The organism is Faecalibacterium prausnitzii (assembly GCF_003324185.1).
Classification (GTDB): domain Bacteria; phylum Bacillota; class Clostridia; order Oscillospirales; family Ruminococcaceae; genus Faecalibacterium; species Faecalibacterium prausnitzii.
On sequence record NZ_PXUP01000024.1, the window covers coordinates 12,204 to 32,265 of the forward strand.

The 20,062-nt window shown below is 53.5% G+C and carries 22 protein-coding genes; 3 read left to right on the plus strand and 19 right to left on the minus strand.

Annotated features, from left to right (window positions below; all coding sequences use genetic code 11):
- Positions 1 to 117 precede the first annotated feature (117 nt).
- The 17 genes from C7J97_RS13055 to C7J97_RS13145 all read right to left on the minus strand — a co-directional run bounded on the left by C7J97_RS13055 (position 118) and on the right by C7J97_RS13145 (position 16,203).
- Positions 118 to 519, minus strand: coding sequence for a cysteine-rich VLP protein (locus C7J97_RS13055; protein ID WP_113993197.1), 402 nt, complete (start codon positions 517 to 519; stop codon positions 118 to 120).
- 194 nt (positions 520 to 713) lie between these two features.
- Positions 714 to 1,361 (minus strand): DUF4366 domain-containing protein, encoded by a 648-nt coding sequence (locus C7J97_RS13065; RefSeq protein ID WP_113993198.1) that lies wholly within the window; start codon positions 1,359 to 1,361, stop codon positions 714 to 716.
- Positions 1,348 to 1,614 carry a DUF4315 family protein gene (locus tag C7J97_RS13070; RefSeq protein ID WP_005927622.1) on the minus strand — a complete coding sequence of 89 codons (267 nt, stop codon included), beginning with the start codon at positions 1,612 to 1,614 and terminating at the stop codon, positions 1,348 to 1,350. The genes C7J97_RS13065 and C7J97_RS13070 overlap by 14 nt, the downstream gene beginning before the upstream one ends.
- A 22-nt stretch (positions 1,615 to 1,636) precedes the next feature.
- The gene (locus C7J97_RS13075) at positions 1,637 to 3,304 is read right to left on the minus strand and encodes a C40 family peptidase (RefSeq protein WP_113993199.1); all 1,668 of its coding nucleotides are present in this window, start codon (positions 3,302 to 3,304) and stop codon (positions 1,637 to 1,639) included.
- A 279-nt stretch (positions 3,305 to 3,583) separates the two neighbouring features.
- Positions 3,584 to 6,013, minus strand: a complete 2,430-nt coding sequence (locus tag C7J97_RS13085; protein ID WP_394371861.1) for a VirB4-like conjugal transfer ATPase, CD1110 family — start codon at positions 6,011 to 6,013, stop codon at positions 3,584 to 3,586.
- Positions 5,931 to 6,317: a PrgI family protein gene (locus C7J97_RS13090; RefSeq protein ID WP_113993201.1), complete on the minus strand. Its 387-nt coding sequence runs from the start codon at positions 6,315 to 6,317 to the stop codon at positions 5,931 to 5,933. The genes C7J97_RS13085 and C7J97_RS13090 overlap by 83 nt, the downstream gene beginning before the upstream one ends.
- Before the next feature lie 44 nt (positions 6,318 to 6,361).
- Complete coding sequence (locus C7J97_RS13095; RefSeq protein WP_330589530.1) at positions 6,362 to 6,982, minus strand: DUF7007 domain-containing protein; 621 nt, start codon at positions 6,980 to 6,982, stop codon at positions 6,362 to 6,364.
- 42 nt (positions 6,983 to 7,024) lie between these two features.
- The gene (locus tag C7J97_RS13100) at positions 7,025 to 7,666 is read right to left on the minus strand and encodes a septation protein SpoVG family protein (protein ID WP_015567066.1); all 642 of its coding nucleotides are present in this window, start codon (positions 7,664 to 7,666) and stop codon (positions 7,025 to 7,027) included.
- Between the two features lie 42 nt (positions 7,667 to 7,708).
- A complete protein-coding gene (locus C7J97_RS13105; RefSeq protein ID WP_055650126.1) occupies positions 7,709 to 8,575 on the minus strand; it encodes a VirB6/TrbL-like conjugal transfer protein, CD1112 family in 867 nt (288 codons plus the stop codon).
- Between the two features lie 41 nt (positions 8,576 to 8,616).
- Entirely contained in the window at positions 8,617 to 8,832 is a 216-nt protein-coding gene (locus C7J97_RS13110) for a Maff2 family mobile element protein (RefSeq protein ID WP_016306504.1), read from the minus strand.
- 89 nt (positions 8,833 to 8,921) lie between these two features.
- Positions 8,922 to 10,745: a VirD4-like conjugal transfer protein, CD1115 family gene (locus C7J97_RS13115; protein WP_113993203.1), complete on the minus strand. Its 1,824-nt coding sequence runs from the start codon at positions 10,743 to 10,745 to the stop codon at positions 8,922 to 8,924.
- On the minus strand, positions 10,742 to 11,212 hold the full coding sequence (locus C7J97_RS13120) for a PcfB family protein (protein ID WP_015567070.1): 471 nt from the start codon (positions 11,210 to 11,212) through the stop codon (positions 10,742 to 10,744). Before C7J97_RS13120 ends, C7J97_RS13115 begins: the two co-directional genes overlap by 4 nt.
- A 91-nt stretch (positions 11,213 to 11,303) precedes the next feature.
- Positions 11,304 to 12,353: a hypothetical protein gene (locus tag C7J97_RS13125; RefSeq protein ID WP_113993204.1), complete on the minus strand. Its 1,050-nt coding sequence runs from the start codon at positions 12,351 to 12,353 to the stop codon at positions 11,304 to 11,306.
- Between the two features lie 14 nt (positions 12,354 to 12,367).
- Positions 12,368 to 13,081 (minus strand): antirestriction protein ArdA, encoded by a 714-nt coding sequence (locus tag C7J97_RS13130; RefSeq protein WP_113993205.1) that lies wholly within the window; start codon positions 13,079 to 13,081, stop codon positions 12,368 to 12,370.
- A 4-nt stretch (positions 13,082 to 13,085) separates the two neighbouring features.
- Positions 13,086 to 14,171, minus strand: a complete 1,086-nt coding sequence (locus C7J97_RS13135; protein ID WP_113993206.1) for a DNA cytosine methyltransferase — start codon at positions 14,169 to 14,171, stop codon at positions 13,086 to 13,088.
- A complete protein-coding gene (locus tag C7J97_RS13140) occupies positions 14,158 to 14,514 on the minus strand; it encodes a DUF7768 domain-containing protein (protein ID WP_173015368.1) in 357 nt (118 codons plus the stop codon). Before C7J97_RS13140 ends, C7J97_RS13135 begins: the two co-directional genes overlap by 14 nt.
- A gap of 309 nt (positions 14,515 to 14,823) precedes the next feature.
- On the minus strand, positions 14,824 to 16,203 hold the full coding sequence (locus C7J97_RS13145; RefSeq protein ID WP_113993208.1) for a ParB/RepB/Spo0J family partition protein: 1,380 nt from the start codon (positions 16,201 to 16,203) through the stop codon (positions 14,824 to 14,826).
- A 179-nt stretch (positions 16,204 to 16,382) separates the two neighbouring features.
- Between C7J97_RS13145 and C7J97_RS13155 the strand changes: the two genes are divergently transcribed.
- The 3 genes from C7J97_RS13155 (at position 16,383) to C7J97_RS13160 (ending at position 17,888) form a co-directional block, all read left to right on the plus strand.
- Positions 16,383 to 16,568, plus strand: coding sequence for a DUF4367 domain-containing protein (locus tag C7J97_RS13155; RefSeq protein ID WP_278320582.1), 186 nt, complete (start codon positions 16,383 to 16,385; stop codon positions 16,566 to 16,568).
- A 185-nt stretch (positions 16,569 to 16,753) separates the two neighbouring features.
- Positions 16,754 to 17,140, plus strand: coding sequence for a hypothetical protein (locus C7J97_RS14895; RefSeq protein WP_147232770.1), 387 nt, complete (start codon positions 16,754 to 16,756; stop codon positions 17,138 to 17,140).
- 28 nt (positions 17,141 to 17,168) lie between these two features.
- A complete protein-coding gene (locus tag C7J97_RS13160; protein ID WP_113998230.1) occupies positions 17,169 to 17,888 on the plus strand; it encodes a hypothetical protein in 720 nt (239 codons plus the stop codon).
- Between the two features lie 472 nt (positions 17,889 to 18,360).
- On the opposite strand, the gene C7J97_RS13170 is transcribed toward C7J97_RS13160, so the two are convergent.
- Together C7J97_RS13170 and C7J97_RS13175 are read right to left on the minus strand one after the other, a co-directional pair.
- Positions 18,361 to 19,749, minus strand: a complete 1,389-nt coding sequence (locus C7J97_RS13170) for a relaxase/mobilization nuclease domain-containing protein (protein WP_113993210.1) — start codon at positions 19,747 to 19,749, stop codon at positions 18,361 to 18,363.
- Positions 19,750 to 19,810: 61 nt separating this feature from the next.
- A partial coding sequence (locus C7J97_RS13175; RefSeq protein ID WP_113993211.1) for a hypothetical protein occupies positions 19,811 to 20,062 on the minus strand: 252 nt, incomplete at its 5' end.

The window sequence follows — 20,062 nt, forward strand, 5'->3', positions numbered from 1 at the left end:
TGTGCCTCGGGCCAACATGACCCGAAGTGCTGGATGTTACGAAATAAGAGGGCAGACCGGGGAGGAATGTAATAAGATATTCCCACCCCGGAAACACCCTCAAAAAAGCCCGGAATGTCAAGCCTTTGGAGGCGGCAAATCGTAACAGCCGCCCGGCCTTTTCTCCCGCATTTTCCTCATGCGTTCCCGGCTTTTCCGTCGGTTCCCTTCGGCCTTGCAGGCGTCGGAGCAGTAGGCTTGACGCCCCTCGGGCAAAAATGCCTTTCCGCAGACCGCACAGGTCCGCAACTCCGGGGAGATGCCTTCCGTTGTCAGCGCCGCTTGAAGCTCCGGGTTAAGGGGCAGGACAGCCTCACGGAAGTAACGGCAGTACGCCCCTGTCCAGCACTTGTGCAGCATATAGCAGGCACAGTCCAGAGGAAGGCACAGGCCGCTTTCCCGGTCATAGTTGGCGCACATCCCCGTGACCAGAGTGCGGATTTTCTTCTTCTCGTCACGGGTCAGCTCCCGGGCGTCCATTTATGACTTCGGGCCACGATGGCCCGAAGGGCGGGGCTCCACGATCAGCGCCCGGAACTTCTTCCGGCACTGTTTTTTCTTTCCTTTGCACTCCTTGTAATAACGGCATCCCTTACAAGGGTCGTCATTGTCCCAGCCGGGGTGCGGTACTTCCTTCATCATTCGTTCAAAAGGGCTGCTTGTAAAATTCATTCTCATTCCTCCGTATCTTCCTCCCATGGCGGGGTATCTTCGTCCTCGGGTTCCTCTGCGATCTCCTCCAGCTCCCCGTCCTCATATTCGCAGTAATCATCTTCCAAATCCGGGGCTTCATGCTTCGGCTTGTAAATCTTGAAATAGTAACCAATTCCACCGCCGGCCAGCACCACCGCACCGATTAGGAGCAGAGAGAGAAGGGGGCTGTCCTTTTTCTCCGGCTTGGGTTCCGGTACTTCCTCCACCGGTTCGGTGGGCTTTGGCTCTGGCTCAGGGGTCACTTCTTTGGGCGGTTCCTTACCCTGTTCAGCAAGAGGCAGAAGGTCGTCTGTGGTAACGGTATTGAGGAAATAGACGTTCTCGCTGGTTTTCTGTTTGTCGATCACCAGATAAAACACGCTCTCGTCTGCTGTGGTGATGGTGTAGAACTCCTTTCCATCCTCGTCGGTGGCGTTGTCCACCACGGTTCCCGTCCCGTCCGGGGTAAAGGGGTTCTGGGTTTCCGGCTCTGCTTCGGTTTCTGCCGGGGAGGGAGCTGTCTCCGGCTGCGGCTCGCTGCTCTGTGCATAAGCCGGGACTGTAAAGATCAGGCAACACAAAAGGCTGGCAGCCATCGCCACCAGCCTGCGAAATTTAGTTTTCTTCATGGGCCGTGTCCTCCTTTTCGGGTGCCTCCGGCTTCGGGTCAGTATGGCCCGAAGCGGTAAGGCTGTTTTTGGGGTCATTCAGAAAAGCCATAAGCTGGGCGGGCGTCAGTTTGAGGGAGCGCACCGCCTGCACGATCTGGCTGTTTTCTTCCTCCTGTTTCTGCTTTTCCAGCTCCCGGATTTTGGCCTGCCATTCGGCGGCCTTCTCCCGGGCTTTTTCCAGTTCCTTATCGAGCTTGTCGATCTTGTTCATGCAAGGACTCCTTTCCTCTGGCTCACAAACGCCCGAAGGCATAGAAATGTGTCTGCCAGTAGCTTGAATTGATGTTTGCGTATTGGATGGGCGAACCACAATGGAGCATCATCCCGTCGCCCACATAAATCCCCACATGGGACACAGGGCCGGGGCTGTCATAGGTTCCCGTGAAAAAGATAATGTCGCCGGGCTTTGCCTCGGAGGGGGAAATGATAGCGCACTGGTTATAAATGCCCTGCGCCGTGGTACGGGGCAGGTTGTGGACGCCGCTGGCCGTGTACACCCAGCAGACAAAGCCCGAACAGTCAAAGGAGGTGGACGGGCTGGAGCCGCCCCACACATAGGGCCAGCCGATGTACTTTGTGGCTTCTTCCATGAGCGCCGCAAAAGCCGGGTCATCCAGCGCCTCGCCGGGTATCTCATAGCTGGGGCCGGTATCTTCGCCGCCGTTGTAAATCCCTTCCCACAGATAGGGTTTGTTGCCTTTGAGCTGCTGCATAACGGTGTAGATTTCCCGCTGCTGTTCGTTAAGCCTCGGCAGGATCACGGCGGGCAGCGTCTTGTTTGTGAGGGTCACATTGAGAATGTAATACTCATAGGGGACTTCCTCGGTGGTGGTTTCCCCGGTCTCCGGGTCGGTGCTGGTTTCGGTGCGGTAGCGTATCTCGACTTCCTCCGTCAAGGTCAGCTCATACTGTGCCTCGAAGATCTCCCGCAGCTCGTCCTGCACCTGTTCCCGGAAATACACATGGTACTTTGCCGAGAAATAGGACGCCAGCTCATAGGGGTTATGGCCGATCTCGTCCACGGAATAGCGGTACTCGTCATAGCCGGGATGGGTGCTTTCGATGTTCGCTACCGTCTGTGCCAGCTCGTTTTCCAGTGCCGTGTAGTCCTCGTCCACCCCCAGCAGGTCCGTATCCTCCGAGGCGTAGGAGGTGCCGGATAACGCATTGGCAAGGCCGCTGCCAAGCGTGGGAAAGATAGAGCTTACCGCCGACACAAGAAAACAGAGCAGCAACAGCAGGAGCAGGACCAGCACCGCCACGGGATGACGGGTCACAAACTGCGCCGCCCGACGGGTCGCAGTTCCCGAAGCGGCAGCGGTTTTCTTTGCGGCCTTTGCGCCCTGTTTTGCAGCCGCCTTTGCTTCTTTGGAATACCGGCGTTTCAGTTTCCATTTCTGCTGCACACGGGAAAGCGGATTGCTGGCAAGTTCCGGGTGCTCGGAGGCCATCTTTTGAAAATCCACATTGGCCCGGGCTTTTATGTCCTTCCGTTCCCACTTTGCCACCTTCCGGGCTGGGTGTTCCCGCCAGCGGCGTTTGGCATAGCGGGTCAGTTTCCGGGCTCCGGCCTCTGCGGCCAGCTCGGATTTATGGGCTCCTTCCACACCCACATTTTCATGCTCAACCTCGTGTATCTTGTTGTGGACATAGAACCACGCTTCTGTACGGGCTCCCCGGACTGCCTTTTTTGCAAGCCCCGGCGGCTTCTTCGCTGCCCGTTTTGCCTCGGTCTTGTCCAGTTTCTCCCGGGCCTTTCCCAGCTTTTCCCCGGCGTGTTCCGCTTTTGCCTGTGCTTTCTGGTACTTGTCCTTTTTGCTCCCGGCCTTCTCGGCGGAGCCCTCCGGCTCCTGTGCCTTGCCGGTATCCTGCGGCCCGCCCGCTTCATCTTCCTGCCTCATGCGGTCAGAGGGACGGCTTTTCCGGCTGTCCTCTTGAAACTTACCGCTTTTGGACTTCGGGCCATTGTGGCCCGAAGGACTGTCCTGCCCGGTATCCTCGTCCTTAAACCGTAGACGTCGGGACGGTGCGGGGGAAGGTCCTTCCCGTTCTGCCGGTCCGGGGCGATTGTCCCCGGTATCCTCCGTCGGCCCCGGCCTTTGAAAATTCCGTTTGTCCGGTTTCTTTCCGATAATGTATCCCTCCTTTCCAAACCTCGGGCCATCATGGCCCGAAGTGTGTTACGCCCGGTTCATTTCCTGTTTTTTGTCCTCCGGGCGGGTGGTCATAATGGCGTACAGCTCGGTATTCTGCGGGAAGCGGTCAACAAACGGGATGGTGGTATTCCCGAAGAACAGCAGCCCTTCGCCGGAATTGGTATGGGTCACATAGGAAAGCTGGTGGGGGCTGATCCCAAGCTGTTTGGCTAAAATCTGCCGGTCCCCCTGTGCCTGCGAGAGCAGCACAAGGAAGTCCGAGTTTTCAAAGATGTTCTCAATCTCCGGGCTTGCCAGAAAATCCTTTACGTTCTGCGTTAAAGCACTGGGAACGCACCCTTTTTTTCGCAGCATTTTCCAGATCGCCACACAGTAGCTTGCCGTCAGCCGGTCACGGAGCAGCACATGGAACTCGTCGAAGTAGCACCATGTAGCGATACCGCGGAGGAAATTCATGGACACCTGCGAGTTTACCAAGTCCTGCATAATGAGCATGGCAATCGTCCGAAGCCCGGCCCCCAGCTTTTTTAAGTCAAGGCATACCAGACGGCGGTTTAAGTCCACATTGGTTTCATGGTTGAACACGTTAAGGGAACCCGACACATAGATTTCAAGGGCCGTTGCCAGCCGCACCGCCTCGCCCTCCGGCTGGGAACAGAGCAGGTCATATAGCGTTTGGAGGGTCGGCATTTTGCTTGTTTCCGGGTCCTGCAAGTGTTCCCGGTACATCTGGCGTACACAGCGGTCAATGACGGTCCGCTCCACCGGCTGCAAGCCGTCCTTGCCGCCAACGATCAGCTCCATCAGCGACAGGATAAAGTCGGCTTTCAGCGCCATCGGGTTTTCCTCGTCAAAGCTCAGGTCAATGTCCATCGGGTTGATGTGGTGGGGGCTGTCCGGGGCGATCTCGATGACCTGACCGCCCAGCCGCTTGATAAGGGGCGAATATTCGCCCATCGGGTCAACCACAATGATCCGGTCACGGGTGGCAAGGAACACGTTCACAAGCTCCCGCTTTGCGGCAAAGGATTTGCCGGAGCCCGGCACGCCGAGGAACAGGCCGTTGGGGTTTTTGAGCTTTTTCCGGTTTGCCATGATGACGTTATGGGAAAGTGCGTTGAGCCCGTAATAGACGGCTTCGCCATCCATGCGGAGCTCCTGCGTCATAAAGGGAACGAAAATGGCCGTGGAGCTGGTCGTCATGCCGCGCTTGATCTCAATGCCGTTATGGCCCAGCGGAAGGCTGGAAAGAAAACCGTCCTCCTGCTGGAAGTCCAGCCGCTTCAAGGTGCAGTTGTATTTCTGGACGATACCCGACACCGTGAACAGGTCATTGTCCAGCTCCCGGCGGGTCGGGGCCATGTTTACCACAAGGAAGGTCAGCAGGAACATCCTTTCATTCCGGCTCTGTAAATCTTCCAGAAGGGTCTTTGCGTCGTTGCTGTACGTTACAAGGTCGGGCGGAAGTATGTCCATGTCGTACCCTGACCGGGCTGCCTTTTTTTGTTCCTCCACTTTCATCTTGTCAATGTCGGAGACTTTGGCCTTGATGGATTTTACGGCGGCGGCCTGATCGACGGTCTGGATATGGAGGGTAATGGTCATTTCCGCATCCATTTCCAAAAGCTCCGCCAGCAGCTTGTCCGAGAGCTCCGAGGCCAAAATCTGCAAGTAAGAGGCAGCGCCCCAGGTCGTCCCCACCCGGAACAGTCGGCTGAAACGGAAATCGAAGCTGTCCGGGGCGATAAAGTCTTTGGTGGAAAGCCCGGTTTTGGGGATCATATCCCATGAAAACCGGAAGGGGGAGCCGCTGCCGGGGTGGAGCTGCCCGTGAAGGAGCTCCAGCCGTTCCAGCCCCGAAAGGGAGCGGCACTTGACGCCCAGCTTTTTGAAGTTTCCGCAAATGTCCGCCTCTACACGTTCCAGCCTTGCCCTGGCGGTGGAAAGGTCATCCACGTTTACGCCGAAGGTCAGGAGCTTTGTGCGGACAATGCCGTTGTTACTTTTGGCGATCTGGTTTTCCAGCATTTCCACATACTCGCACCGGACGCTGTTGTAATCGTCATCCTGCATGGGGATGTTCACGCTGTACCGGCTGCCCGGGCGGCTCCGGTGGTTGAGGAAGGAAAGCTGGAACGGAAGGCTGCTGTCAAAGTAGTTGAGGCAGGCGCTCCACCCATCAAAGATGGCTGCCTGATTTTCGGACTGTGCGAGCTGGTAGTTGATGTCCTCGTATTCAATGGTTTTGGTGTAATAGCGGTCCGCTACCCGGCACACCCCGTCCCGGTACATTTCCCGGTAAGGGAGGGTCTGCTGGGCGGTGGTGGGAATGTTCTTTCCTTTCGTGAACAGGCCGGTAAGGCCCTGCTTTTCAGACTTTCCGCCTGCGGGCTTTCCGGCCCTTCTGCTGTTTCGCAATCGGCTGCGCCTCCTTTCTGGCGCTAAGCAGCGCATAGAAGTTTTCGGTTTTGTAAGGCCGCACACGGGGATAGAGGAACCGGGTGCGGATGATGTTTTTCAGCACTTTTTCCAGCGGCAGACCGTCTCGTTCATACATAGCCAGAAAGAAGAACGGGAGCATGAGGCCGATCATCAGGAACATGGCGGCACTGTTCCCGATACTGCCACGGGAAAACAAGTAAGCCGGGAGGCCCACCGCCGCCGCGCTGGAAAAACAAACAAGCTGGCGCTTCGTTAGGTTGAAGGCCAGCTTTGTCTTGATTTTGGAAAGGTCTTTTGGTACTGGCACATAGGCCATTTTGGTATACCTCCTTTACTGCTTCGGGCCAGCATGGCCCGAGGTTATCTTGCGGCCTCTTTGGCCGGGGCTGTGCTGCGGGCAGCTTCGGCGGCCTCTCGTCCGCTCTGCCTTGCCCGCCAGTATTCGGGATTATACTGCCGGATGGACTGATTGAGTTTTTCTTCAAACTGTCCTTTGTCCTTAATGCGGTCAGGGATTTTCCACAGCTTTTTGTCCAGCAGCTCCCGGAGCACTACGCTTTCCTGTGCGTCCTCCTCATAGCAAATATAGCCCTTGTCCTTGAAGCCGCATTTTTTGGCCGCTGGGGAGAGGACGGCGGCTACCTCGTTTGCCACCATCGTTCCGCCGTGGCTGGCGGTAGATACCAGAAACACCCCTGGACAGAGGGTTTCACAGCTCTGCACCTCTCCCCACGGGGAGCTTTTCGGCGCATGGAACATTCCGCCCGTCCGGTTCCGGTCCGCCTGCATGAGCGCCGCATTTTCCAATATGGCGCGAAGTTCCGGGGAAAAATAGGCATATTCCCGCAGGACACGGGCGGCGTCCCCACCGCAGGCGTTCATCAACAGGGTATAGGCGTCGCTGTCCGCTTTGGTACAGCGGCCCAGCAGTTTTCCGTCGTAATAGCAGGCCGCGTCATAGCCCGTCCGTTTGCGTGGCATGGTTCCCGTCTCCTTTCTGCTTCGTGCCAGCATGGCCCGAGGTCAACGCTCTGCACTGCGGCTGGGCTTTTCCTTCGGAGGCCGCTCTGCCTTTGCCTGTTCGGCAGCCGCTTTTCCGGCTTTGAGCTGGTCGCTGATGGATGCACGCCCCACAGAGCCGCGCTCCGCCATCTGTTCCAGCTTTGCCTCATAGGCTTGCAGAACAGCGGTATTGAGCTGTTCCCGGAACTCCTTTGTGACAGGGTAGGCCATATCCCGGTAGCCGCCTTTGCCGTCTGGCTGGCTGGGCATCCCAAGAAAGAGCCCCTTGCTGCCCTGTACGATTTTCAGATTTTCCACCACAAAGCAGTCATTGAATTTCACGCTGGCAAAGCCCATGAGGTTTTTCACAGGTTCGATGACCCGCACGCTTACATCCAGCTTCAACGGTGCGGCCGGGGTGGTGTTTGCAACCTTTTCCTGCATGGTTTCCTCCTTTCCGGCGGGAACAAGGTTCCCGTCCTTGTAGTCATAGCCTTCCGCCCGGAGTGCCGCCAGCGTGTCCGCCGATACGCACCCGGACAGTTTCAGATCGGTTTCCACCATAAAGCGCATGGTGTCTGCTTTAGAAAATTCTTCGGGGAGCTTTCCGTAGAAAGCCGGGTGCGGCTGTCCGTCCGCACCCTGTTTGTAACGCCGGGGCATACCGCCTCCTTTCCGCTTCGGGTCAGCATGGCCCGAAGTCTCTTAATGGCAGCCGAAGATGGATTTTGCAAGGCTGCCCGTTTTGAACAGGGTAAAACACAGCAACACCGTATATCCCACGCATCCCCAGATCGCCCCGATGGGGTCGCCGTCGGCGGCGATACTCTGGATCAGCACCGCATAGATGGCAACACAGACTAAGATCAATAGACCTTGAAAGCCCACCGCAAAGAGGGAGCGGAAATAGTTCTGCCCCATGTGTCCGGTTTCCCTGTTGGGGACGGTGGCAAACGGGATAGGCGCTAAACTTGTGAGTAAATAAATTTCAATCATACGGCCATATACGATGACGAAAATCACGATGTTTAAGGCAATCATGGTAAGCTGGATCAGGAAGGACTGGAGCCAGAGTCCGAACAGAGGGCCTAACTCCATCGCCTCAAGCTCTGTCCGCAGACTGTCCAGCACATCCGGCGTGATTTCTGTCCCGTTCTGGATAATGCCCGCTGACTGCTGGATCACATACTGGCTCACATCAAAGACCGCCAGCACGATATTGAAGGTATTCGTCAGGATCATCACAGCCACAAAGGTTTTGAACACCCACTTAAAAAACATCCATGTGTCAACTTCATGGAGGTTGTTGCGTTCTATGAGCATCTGTATCAGTTCATAGGTCATAACAAAAGTGAGGATGACCCCGGCGATTGGCAGAATGGCAGTTTCGGAGATCTGTCGTATCATGGAAAAGACCCCGGCGTTCCAGTCCGCCGGGGTCGTGCCTACCTGTGTGGCGATCTCGCCAACGCTCTGATTGACGTTATCGAAAAGGCCGTCCAGATTTCCCATGATACCATCGACGAGCAGACCTTTCAGCCATTCAACGATTGCGTCGATGATAAAGTCCATACATCAGCTCCTTTTCTGGAAAAAGGGACAACGGGTGACACTTAGCTGAACAGGCCGGACAGCAGAGGGATAAGCTGAAGGCCGATCAGAACGACACCGCCGCCAGCCATGAGCTGCTTAATGCCCTGTGATTTTGCCGCAGGGTTGTCCGACCCGTAACCTTCCAGAAGGTTGATGACGCCCCACACCGCCAGACCGGCGCCAAGAGCCATGACCAGAATTTTAAGAATGTCGATTGCCTGATTGAAAAATTCCATATACGTTCCTCCATTTTGTTTGTTTGATGATTTTGGGTACAAAAAAAGCCGCCCACATCGGCGGCGCTTCGGGTCAACATGGCCCGAAGTTACACAAACTCGTCGCTGTCCAGATCATCGAAATTCAACAGGTCAGCTTCTTCGTCCGTGTCGGAGCCGTCCACTTCGTACACCGTGTATTCGTCCTCCGGCTTTAGTCTCAATGGCCGGTGGCGGAACAGGCTTTCCAAGCGGAAGGCGTTTTTCTTTTTATCAAATTCGGCTGTGTACTTGTAATTCGGGTGCTTTTTCAAGTCATACTTCGGAGACAGGAAGGGCGGGAGCCCCCGAAGCTGCAAGATACATTTATCCCCGGGCATGGTGGTGATCTCGCTGGTGGTCATCAGCTCCCGGCCAAGCCGCTGCATATTCTGGCTGTAACTTTCAGACTGCCCACGGCTTCGGCCCTCGGTCTGCATAGAGATGGTGGCCTTGCCCAGCCAGTTTTCCGAAATATCCTTTAGGGTGGAAGCCTCCCGGCCTCCGAGGAATACGATACTGTCCATGTTGCCCATGATGGTTTCGGAATGGTCTTTGTACAATGCCTTGCACTGGCTCATTGCCTGATAAAAAAGCGTCAGGCTGATCTCACGGGAGCGGATGACGGCCACGATCTTTTCCAGCCCCGGCACCTGCCCGGTGTTGGCAGCCTCGTCCCATAGCACCCGCACATGGTAGGGCAGACGCCCGCCATAGGTGTTATCAGCCCGTTCACACAGAAGGTTGAACATCTGCGAAAAAGCGAGGGCAACCAAAAAGTTGTAGGTGGTGTCCGTGTCGCTGATAAGAAAGAACAGCGCTGATTTTTCATCCCCCAGCTTATCCAGCTCCAGTTCGTCATAAGATATGATCTCCCGAAGCTGGGGAATATCAAAGGGAGCCAGTCTTGCACCGCAGGAAATCAAGATGCTTTTGGCTGTCTTGCCGCTGGCGAGCTTGTATTTCTTATACTGCCTCACGGCGAAGTGCTGGGGGCTGCGACGTTCCAACCCGTCAAACATATAGTCCACCGCATTTTTGAAGGTTTCGTCATCCTCCCGGACTTCCATGCTGTTTATCATTTCCACCAGCGTATTCATGTTGCGTTCTTCCTCCGGCCCCTCAAAGACGATGTAGGCCACAAGGGCGCAGTACAAGAGGGTTTCAGCTTTAGTCCAGAACTCGTCGCCCTCCTTGCCGTCGCCTTTGGTGTTGGCGATCAGAGCAGTAACGAATTTCAAAACATCGCTTTCCGTCTTGATATAGGCCAGCGGATTGTAGTGCATGGATTTTGAAAAGTCGATACTGTTGAACACCCGCACCCTGTATTTCTCCCGTTGCAGGAACCGCCCGCACTGATCGAGGGTGCCGCCCTTCGGGTCTACCACCACATACGAGGAATGAGCTTGAAGAAGCTGCGGGGTCAGCCAGAACCTTGTCTTACCCGAACCGGACGAGCCGATGACACAGGCGTTTAGGTTCCGGGCATTGGCGGGTATTTTCGGACGGGTGTTCATGGTCAGGAACTCCGTCCCGGTCAGAATGACATTGTTCTGAAATTTAGGGTCTACAAACGGCTTTATATCCTCCTTTGTTCCAAAGCGGGCGGTGCCGTACTCTGCATCCCGCCGGAATTTTTTCGCCTGCCTGATCTTTGACTGTATCAGCAGATACACCCCAGCCGCACCGGCAAGGCCCACCAGCAGGTCAATACCGCCAAGCCCCGGCCAGTAGGTTTCAAAGGCTTTGGGGAAGGTATCGAGCATCCCCATGAGCTTTGTCCCGAAGTCTGTGCCGGGGGCGATCCGGTAGGCCGTCCCGATTTTGGAGAAGAACCAGAACACAAAGAGGTACGGCAGGTTTGGGAGCACATATTTTCTAATCTTGTCACTCAACGTCCGTCCTTCACCGCCTCTCTGGTCCGCTGCTTTTCCTTTGCCTGCGTCCTGATCTGCTCCGTGAATTTCCGAAGCTGGCCGAGGATGGAAGCCTTGTCCTGCTCTTTGTTCAGCACCTTTGCGCTGTACTTCTGGAAGGCCGCCGTGATAGCGTCCGCCTGATTGGCTTTGAAAAACAGTAGGTAATGACCGGGGCTCACTTTATGGAAAGCGTAGTCCACATGGAACTCCTTTGCGATCCGGTCAAAATCCTTTGGGGCTCCCACATAGGGCATGGCGCTTTTGCCGCCATAGTGGTTCATCAGCTTTTTTACACTCTGGCGTCCCTGCGGGGTCAGCGCCTTCCGGTGGTGCTTTTGCAGCGCCCGCGCTACCTTCCCAAGAGCGGCAGCCAGCACTTTTCCCGTGAGCTTCGTTGTCCTGATCGAAAGGGCAACCGTTTTTTGGTTTACTTCTTCCTGCATAAAACCTCCTTTCCGTCGGGGTTCCCGCTATCCGGGAGGCCCCCGTACAATCTCGGGGAACAGAAAACCTCGGGCCAATGTGGCCCGAGGCTTACCGCTCGGCATCTCTGCCGGACGGAGCTTTCTTTTCCGGCTCCGTCTGGATTTTTTCGCCCTGTTCCCGCATGGTCTGCAAGATAGAGGGCTTCTTTTGAAGCTGGGAGGGCTTTTCGCCGGACAGCGGCTTGATACATTCCAGACGGTCAGCCGCCCGGATGGCGTTGTCCGTGAGCTGCCTCTGCCATACGCCTACACTGGGAGCCCAGCGGAAACCGCTGCTTTTCAACTCGGCCCGGGTGTCCGCGTCAGGCTTTCCATCAAAGAATACCTGCAAGCGGTTGTCCTCCCGGTTCATCTCCACACGGCCCCCGTCGAACTCCCAGCCGGAAAACTCCCGCTGCGCCTGTTTGGAGAGCTGTTCGATACGCGTCTTTACCCGGCGGATCTCCGCATTGTTGTTGGTAAGCTGGTAGCTTTCAAAGGGCCTCGGGTCGCTCCGCCAGTTTGCCGCCATGCTTGCTTTCAGCTTTTCGATCTGGTCCGGCGACAGCAGCGCACAGCCATCCAGCTTGCCATGCTTGCGGTAATAGGCGTTGACCTCCTTCATAATGAGCTGGGAGCGTTCCAGCCCGTCCAGCTTCTTCTGGAGCTTTTCAATGGCCGCCGGGTCATCGGCGCTGATCCCGCCCATGCCGGTACTGCGTATCTTATCCAGCAGCCCTTGAATATACCGCCATTCCTCCATGTTGCTGTCCCGGGCCCGGTTCTGTTTTTCCTTCTTTCCCACCGGGAAATTGGCAGGTCCGGCGATCATCACAGAGGGAACCCTTGCGTCAATGGCAAAGCCCTGGTTCATGTTTTCGGCCAGCTTGCGGGCGTAGGTGTCTAACAGATGGTCGATCTTCTCATGGTACATGGGGTCCACCCGGGATTTCTGCTGTTCCGCTATGGCGGCGGCCTTGTCCACCATTGCCCGGTATTCCGCCGTTGCGCTCCCTTCCTTGTAGTCGGAAAAGCTGTTCATTTCCTTTGCCCGGCGGGCGGCTCCTTCATTGATAGGGTAATAGTTGATGGTATGCACCTCCTTTATGCTTCGGGCCATGCTGGCCCGAAGTCCTACCGTTCTTCATGGGAAGTCCCCGCCTTGTCCTTTTTCGGAGTGGGTGGGGCTTCTTGAAACCGTTTGAGTGCAGCGAGAATGGAGTGGACAGGCTCGGCCTTTTCAGGATAAGCAAATATCCGGTGTTCCGGCGGAATGTCCTGTGGCCCGTGGTAATACTCCTTGAAGCCCTCCGGGACTGCCGACACATACCCACCGGGAGCGAATACGCCGCCCTCGTTGATACGCACATCCCGTCCGTATGCTTCATAATCGAAGTAGTTCTGAATGTGCTCCGGTATGTCGATGGTCCCAAGCTCGTCGGCGTACAGACGGCCCAGCCCTTCATCATCAGAAATATCCGGGTAAAAGCGGTACAGGTCAAGGTTCTGCGTCAGGTTTATCAAATCCTTCACGCTCCGTGTGTGGTTTCCCAAGACAAGAGCGGCTTCAAAGGTTTCCAGTCCGCCCTTATCCCGTACTTCCAGCAGAGCGTGGCCCAGCTCGTTCAGCTCGTCGATGTTCTCACATTCGTAGAGATGATCGTAGAGCCCCAACACATCGCTGTCAAAGCTGGTAAAGAACACTTCGCTGTACCGTTTCCCATCTATCCCGATTTTGGCAAGGGCGGCCTGCAACTCCTGTGTCGTCGTGGGGAAATGTACCGTTGTCCCTACCTCGATCCCCATTAAGGGGTACAGGGCTGTATTGGTTATATAGGCTTCAAACATGGGCTTATTCCTCCTTTCCGGCCCGGTCAGCCAGCACCTCATAGATCCCGGCCATAATGTAATCGGCACAAGGGAGGGCAATCGCGTTTCCCAGCGCCTTGTAGCGTTGCAGAGGCCGAATCTCCACGCCGTCCGCCCCGTACTTTGTCCAGCCCTCTGGCAGCCCCATCAGCCGTTCACTTTCTGTTTCCGTCAGAAAACGGATACAGCCGCCCTCCGGGTCGCCCTCATACCAGAAGGCGAAGGGCGTCACGTCACTGGCTAAAAGAGTGGGAAAAGGGTCAGTTGGTAATCCGAAGCTGTTTCGGAAGGCCGTTTCTTCCTGCCTTTTTGCCGCTCCCCGCATACGGAAGCACTGAAAGGGGTGGATGACTGGTATCTGCCGCCCTGTTTCAAAAGAAGCTGTTCGATCTCCTTCGGCGGCGGCCCGCCCGCCCTCTCCGCAAGGCGGAGGAAGTGGGAGCATTGGACGGGGCTTAAATAGTATGTCTGCGGCACGTCTGCCTCCAAAATCCGCCACGACGAAAATCCGCTGCCTTCGTGCCAGCCTTCGGGGGCCTGCCCAATACTGGGCGTCCATGAGCCGCCAGCACACATCAGGCGTTCCCCCTCGCACCATTCCGGCGTTTCCCCATCTTCCCGAAGGAGGCATTGGAACTTCGGTGTCCGAGAAGGCGGATAAGACGGCTCTAAAGTCCATCCGGTCATTTGTAGAAAACGCTCCCATGACGTTTTCCCAAACAGCGATAGCTGGATATAGGTTATCAGTAGCATCCCTCATTTCCTGTATGATACGAAACGCCTGATAGAACAGGCTTGATTTTGCCCCGGCAAGGCCGGAGCGGTTGCCGATCAGAGAAAGGTTCTGACAGGGGGAACCGAAGGTTATCACATGGACCGGCGGGATTTTCCCGCCGTCCACCTTCGTAATATCCCCCAAATGCACCATGTCGGGAAAGTGCCTTTTGGTTATGGAGATGGGCGCTTTTTCAATCTCGCTGGCCCAGACCGGACGGATACCGCACCGGGAAGCAGCCAGAGGGAACACGCCAATCCCGTCGAAAAGGCTCCCCAGCTTAATGTCCGGCATGGCCCGGGGTGCCGTGTCCCTTCACGGCAAGCACCCCTTCCAGCGTTGTCGCCGCAATGCCCAGCCGTCCGGCAACCGCAATATCGTTTTTCACATCCTCGTCCACAGCGCTGCCGCAGACGATCAGGGTGTGGGAGCGCCGCAGCATATCCCGGCGCATATCGATCCCGGCCTTATGTTCCTCGGGAACGCTGTCATTCAAAAACAGCGGCAGATACAAGAGCGGGCAGATCGGGGAAAAGCCCGCCTCATAAGCAAGGCGGCAGTAGTGGGTCGCCAGCTCCATATCAACATCCGGCTCGCCGCTCCATGCGGCGGTCAGGTATGCTAAAGGTCGTTTCATTGGTTGAACCTCCATTTCTGTTTTGGTTTAGGGAAAAGCAAGGTATCGCCCAACCCCTCCGCCCCTTCCCCCGGGAAGGGGAACGGCTCTGGAGAATTTATATCCCCGTCGCTTGATCGGGAAAAAGCATAACCGGGAGAAATCCGTCAAGGGTGCCTCTGGCACCGCCTGCGGCAGCGCTGCCCTTGACTGATTTTCCCGGCTATGCTACGGAATAACTGGCGACGGGGAATAATTTATATCTCCAGAGCTTCGGGGCGCGGGGCAGAGCCCCGCAATCCTCGGGCCACGTTGACCCGAAGTTTCGGCTTACTTTTCCTGTTCGTTTTTCTTCTCCGGCTTTTCGTGTTCCTTCTGCTGGCCCTTCCAGTCGTCCAGCAGCTTGATAATCTGGTCCTTCATTTCCCTCGGCGTAGTTTCCTTGCCGAAATACTTGCTCAGTTCCGCACCTGTCAAAATCACTTTGTCTACCTCCTTTTTGTCCTCCATCATAATGCCGTCGATCACGTCCCCGTTGAGTAGCTTCTTTTCGTCCAACTCACGCATACGCTTTGCCTGCGCCTGTGAAGGCGAGGACTGCTGGCTGTCAATGGCGACGGCGATATAGTTCTGGTTCTTCTTGCCGATATAGGAAAGCTCCACCGCCGTAGTAAAACCCAGCTTTTTTTCATCCATCAGCTTCATCAGGTCTGGAACCAGCTCATTGAGACGGATATACCGCTGCACCTGCTTGACGGCCATCTTGTTCCGCTCGGCCACGATCTCGTTGGAGCGTTTACCTGCGTCCTTCGGGTCAATCTGGCCCGAAGTACGGGAGCCCTGGTGCTTGATGGCTTCAAGCTGCATTTTTAAGGCTTTGGCCCGCTCACTGGGGAGGATTTCTTCACGCTGGTTCAGATTGTCCTCCACCATCTGTGTGATGGCTTCATCATCTGTCAGGTTTCGGACGATACAGGGCATATCCGCATATCCGGCAAGCTCACTGGCTTTCTGGCGGCGGTGGCCGGACACGATCTCATAGCCGCCATCCTCACGGGGACGGACGATAGCGGGCTGGGTCACGCCCTTGTCCTTGACGCTGGACACCATAGCCCGCATTTCTTCATCATCCCGGACTTCAAAGGGATGGTTCTTGAAGGCGTGGAGTTCGTTCAGCTTGATATAGACGATCTGCTCCTTGCCCCGGCGTGGAGCATCCTTTGGCTTTTCGGGTCCTTTCGGAGCGGGAGCGGCCTGTATCGTTGGAGCCGTTTTTTTCTCCGGTTCCTTTTTGACCGCCTTTTCCGGTTTCTGTGCGGGAGCTTTGGACTTCGGGGCTGCGTCCTTGTCCTTATTTGCTTTCGGGGGACGGCCCCGGCGCTTCGGCTGTTCCGGCTCTTTGGGTTTTTCCTCTGCTTTTTTCGGAGCCTCCGGCTGCTTTTCCGGTTTCTCCGCTTTTGCCGGGTCAGGCTTTTCCACGCCGGGAGCTGCCGCCCGTTCCTCGACTTTCTTTTCCTTCATAATTTCAGCGAAGTTATAGACAGAAACCTGTGGGTTCTTTACCTCTGGTTCCGTCTTTTTTTCCGGCTTCGGGGAAACGGAAACCTTCCCCGGCTCTTTTGGGGGAGCGGGAGGCGTTTCCTTGCCCGGCCCGCTATCCGTTACCGGCTGTTCCGGCGTTTTTGTGGTTTTATCATCTGCCATAAGCATTTACCTCCTGTTTTTTGGCATGAAAAAAGGGGCTCAACTTTTCAGTCAAGCCCCCGTGGGAAGTTCCTCCTTTCTCCGCCATGATACAAAAATACCGCCCGTAGTCTCGTTTGGGCGGTACTTTGTGTAAGATTGGCAGTCCATTATTAAGTTTTTTATTATGTTCCCTTTGTACACCGTTGCAACTATTTGATAATGAACACACAAAATATAGAAAAGTTAAAATGGGAGATGTGGAAGCGCTATTAGGAGAAGACAAAAATACTGGATATTATTTGATTTGGGAAGATGAGGGAATTACACATACAATAATTGGAAGAATTAGTATTAAAGAACTTATGTTAGTGGCTCAAAAAATTTACTGAGGTCAATTGCAAAACGAAAGGTCATGCGAAATTTGTGAGAAAGCACAGTTTTTGCATGACTTTTTTGTTTGAAGCAACAAACTTGAAAAATTTCAAGAATTTCTGTAACAAAAAAGGCATCGACAACGTTGCCTAGATAGAAGTTCTAAAAGGGACTTCACATAGAAATGGAGGTTTGATATCTGATGGCAAGAAAACGGTTGCTAACATTGACGCTTTCGGCAATTTTTCTGTTATGCTTTGTTGGCTCGGCTTTAGCAGTTGGACCGGCAAGGAGATATGTCGGAAGTAGTACTGCGAAGGGGGCGATTTATCAAAGTTCGTATAGGGTTGATGCACAGTCTCTAACAGGAGTAAAAAGCATCAATATTTCTGCGACGCTGTATGAAAAAGGACGTATTGGAACATGGCAGGTAGTTAGTCGATGCTCAAATTCAAGCCAAATGCAGACTTGTGTTGCGAGTGCTAATTATAACATGAAGCCCGGAAAAAGTTATCGGTTGGATTTTTCAGCAACATTCCAGTATTCAAATGGAAAAAGTGAAACTATAACGGGAAGTACGAGTCACTAATAATAAAGTTTTGAAGGGAGATTATAGTATGAACTGTGTCAACTATGTAAAAAAGACTGTTTGTATGGCTCTTATGCTTGCATTTGTTTTAATCAGTTGCTTAGGAGCCTTTGCAACTTCAGAAAATCCGAAGAAACTTGGAATTTTAGCAAGTTCAATAAAAACAACTGATACAAAGGTTGAGTACATCGAGTATAAGGACGATGGAGCGTATTTTGTTGAAGAAACAATTTCCGGAAATATCATTACGTCCGATTTTTATAAAATAAGTAATGGAGAGAAGATTCACTCTTCTCAAATAATCAGCTCTGTAAGCGGAAAAAACGTTATCAGTCGAGAAACTGATGCAAATGGACAGGTTACGACATATTCCGTTAAAGGTATAGTATCTAGAGATACAAATGAGAAATCAATTGTTCCATATGCTATTCGAACGGATAACTACTCGATTTCACTGGTTGGAAAAAAGGTGACAATTGCATCAGCTGCGATGGCAATAACGCTGGTTTCAAATTATATTCCGACTACTGGAGCCGAAGATATTATAAAAAAGGCAATTGTTGTGGTAGCTGGAGCTGTAGGTGCGGGAGTGGCTTGCCTTCCGGATTATCTTTATGTGACGAGTGCCCTTTCAATGCATAAGAGCGTAGGAAAGATTTACTATGTTTATGACAACGATTATTACTTGGATTCTAATAAATCTCAACTTATTGGACATTGGACATTTAGACACCGTTCAGGACATTAAAGAAGAAAATTATGAAAAAACACGGTTTTAAGTTGATTTTTGAAGTTTGTGCAGCACTGCTTGCTCAATATATAGCATTCTATATGATTTCGTCTCGGTTGGGAAAGGAAGCGGAAATTGAAAATTTTTTGACCAATAAGTTTGTTATGATATTTTGGGTAATTTATTTAACAAATAAATTCATACGATCGTCGAAAACAAAGAAGTAAACAGGCTAAAAACGCTAAAGCAACAGCCATCCATTTTGCATTGATTGCAAGTGGATGGCTGTTGCTCTACTTAAAATGCAGTATTCTTTTTTCTGTTTCTGCTCCTATTCCTGTTTTGTATATATACCGACAAAAGACCTTCATAGCAAGAATACCACGATAATTAGTGCTTGACGAAAATCCAGTCATGGATTTCCGCTATACATACAAAAAAGCGCCGAGGACATCTTCCCAAAATGGGAAGAGTCCTCGGCGGTATTCGTTTATCGTGTTGGCTCTTTTTCGGCTGTGTCTTTTTCCTCTGCAAAAAACATCTCTACATTTTTCTGAGCTTTCATCAACTCCTGCATCTCATCTCGTGCCTTCCGGTAGTCCGGGTATGCTTCTTTCTTCTTTTTCAGAAGTTCAGCGTATTCGATGCTCAAGTCCTTCGCCTTTGGCAGATTTTTCAATCCAGCTTCATCAAAAGCAGCTTTTGCAGCCTTATGCAGCGTGATTTCTTCCCGGTGGGCTTCCAGAAATCTCTTACTGTACCCGGCTTTGCGGTAGGCATCATAAACCGGACGTGTCCGGGCGTAATTGACGATGTGCGTCCGCAGCACGGCAATCTCGGCCATGCGCGCTTCTGCAGCTTTAATGGAATCGCCCAACTCGTGATAGCGAGCAGTTGCTGCATCCACACGTTCCTGCATTTCTTTAATGCTGCCGATTTTATGCTCCTGTAAGAAAATCAGCGTCTTGGATATTTCTTTCAGATTATATCGCTTTGCCCAGCGAGCATACCCCGTGCTCTTGCCCTCGGTCAGTTTTGCCTGAATATCCACTAGCATCTGAAATTTTTGTTCCGGTACGATGTGCTTCTGCTTCTGCCGGGGATGGTGTTCGGCTTCCCCAGAGATAACAGCTTTCAGCTCTTCTTCACTATATCCTGCGCCCAAAGTGCGGAACCGGATGAATCGCTTCTGCCGTGCGCCCTTGACGGAGGTGTATTTTCCACGCTTGACCTCATAACCCTGCTGCTCCAGTCCTTGCAGAAAATCTTCGTAGTCTTTGGGCTTTTCCGCCAGAATAGTGTCAATCACGCCACATAGACGGTCACGATTGCTTTCTTTGGGCGGGTAGAGTGTGCGCTTCTGCCGCTCCCGATAGGGTTTTATCTCAATGACGGAAAGCTGATGCTCTAAGCAGATCAGATCGCTCAACCGTTGCACAGCCAGCCCGGACAATAAAAAATCCCGGAATTTCCGGGTGCTGTCCAACGCAGTGGAGTTGTAGATAATGTGATTATGAATGTGTTCCCGGTCCGTGTGGGTTGCAACGATAAACGCATACTTGCCTTTGGTGAAACGCATTGCCAGCTCATAACCCACCTTGTTGGCTTCTTCGGCGGTGATCTCGCCGGGTTTGAACGACTGCCGGATCTGATAGGCAATCACGTCACTTTTTTGTCTGCGCCCAGTGACAAGTTCATACTGCCGTTTGGACAGCATAAATTCTTCATCCACCGTCAAAGGACTGCACTCGTAGCTGCTAATCAGTTCACCATGCTCAGTCTTGTCGGGATTCTGTACATAGTCTGTACGGCTTTTCAGACAGGCCGCAACCGACTTGCCTTTGTTTTTGTGCAGCGCGATCAGCCGTGTCGCGGCCATCCTAAATCACCCCCATAAAAGAAAAAGCCGCCCGAAGGCGGCAAAAGGTTGAAAATGCTCCTTACAGTTCGGCCAACCACTCACTGAACCGCCCGATGCCCTCGGTGATGGCAGTTGCGCCGAAAAAGAGGACAAAGCAGATGAACTCGGCCACCAGCAGGATAAAGAACTGATTCCAAGTCTGACGGTAAGCCGTGTAGATGCCGCAGCCGAAGATGTAGAGCATCAGCGGAGCGACTACATAGCTGGACAGGGTTAGCAGCCACCTTGCCATCAGAGCTAGAAACGCCACAAAGAGAGAAATCGGGAAAAG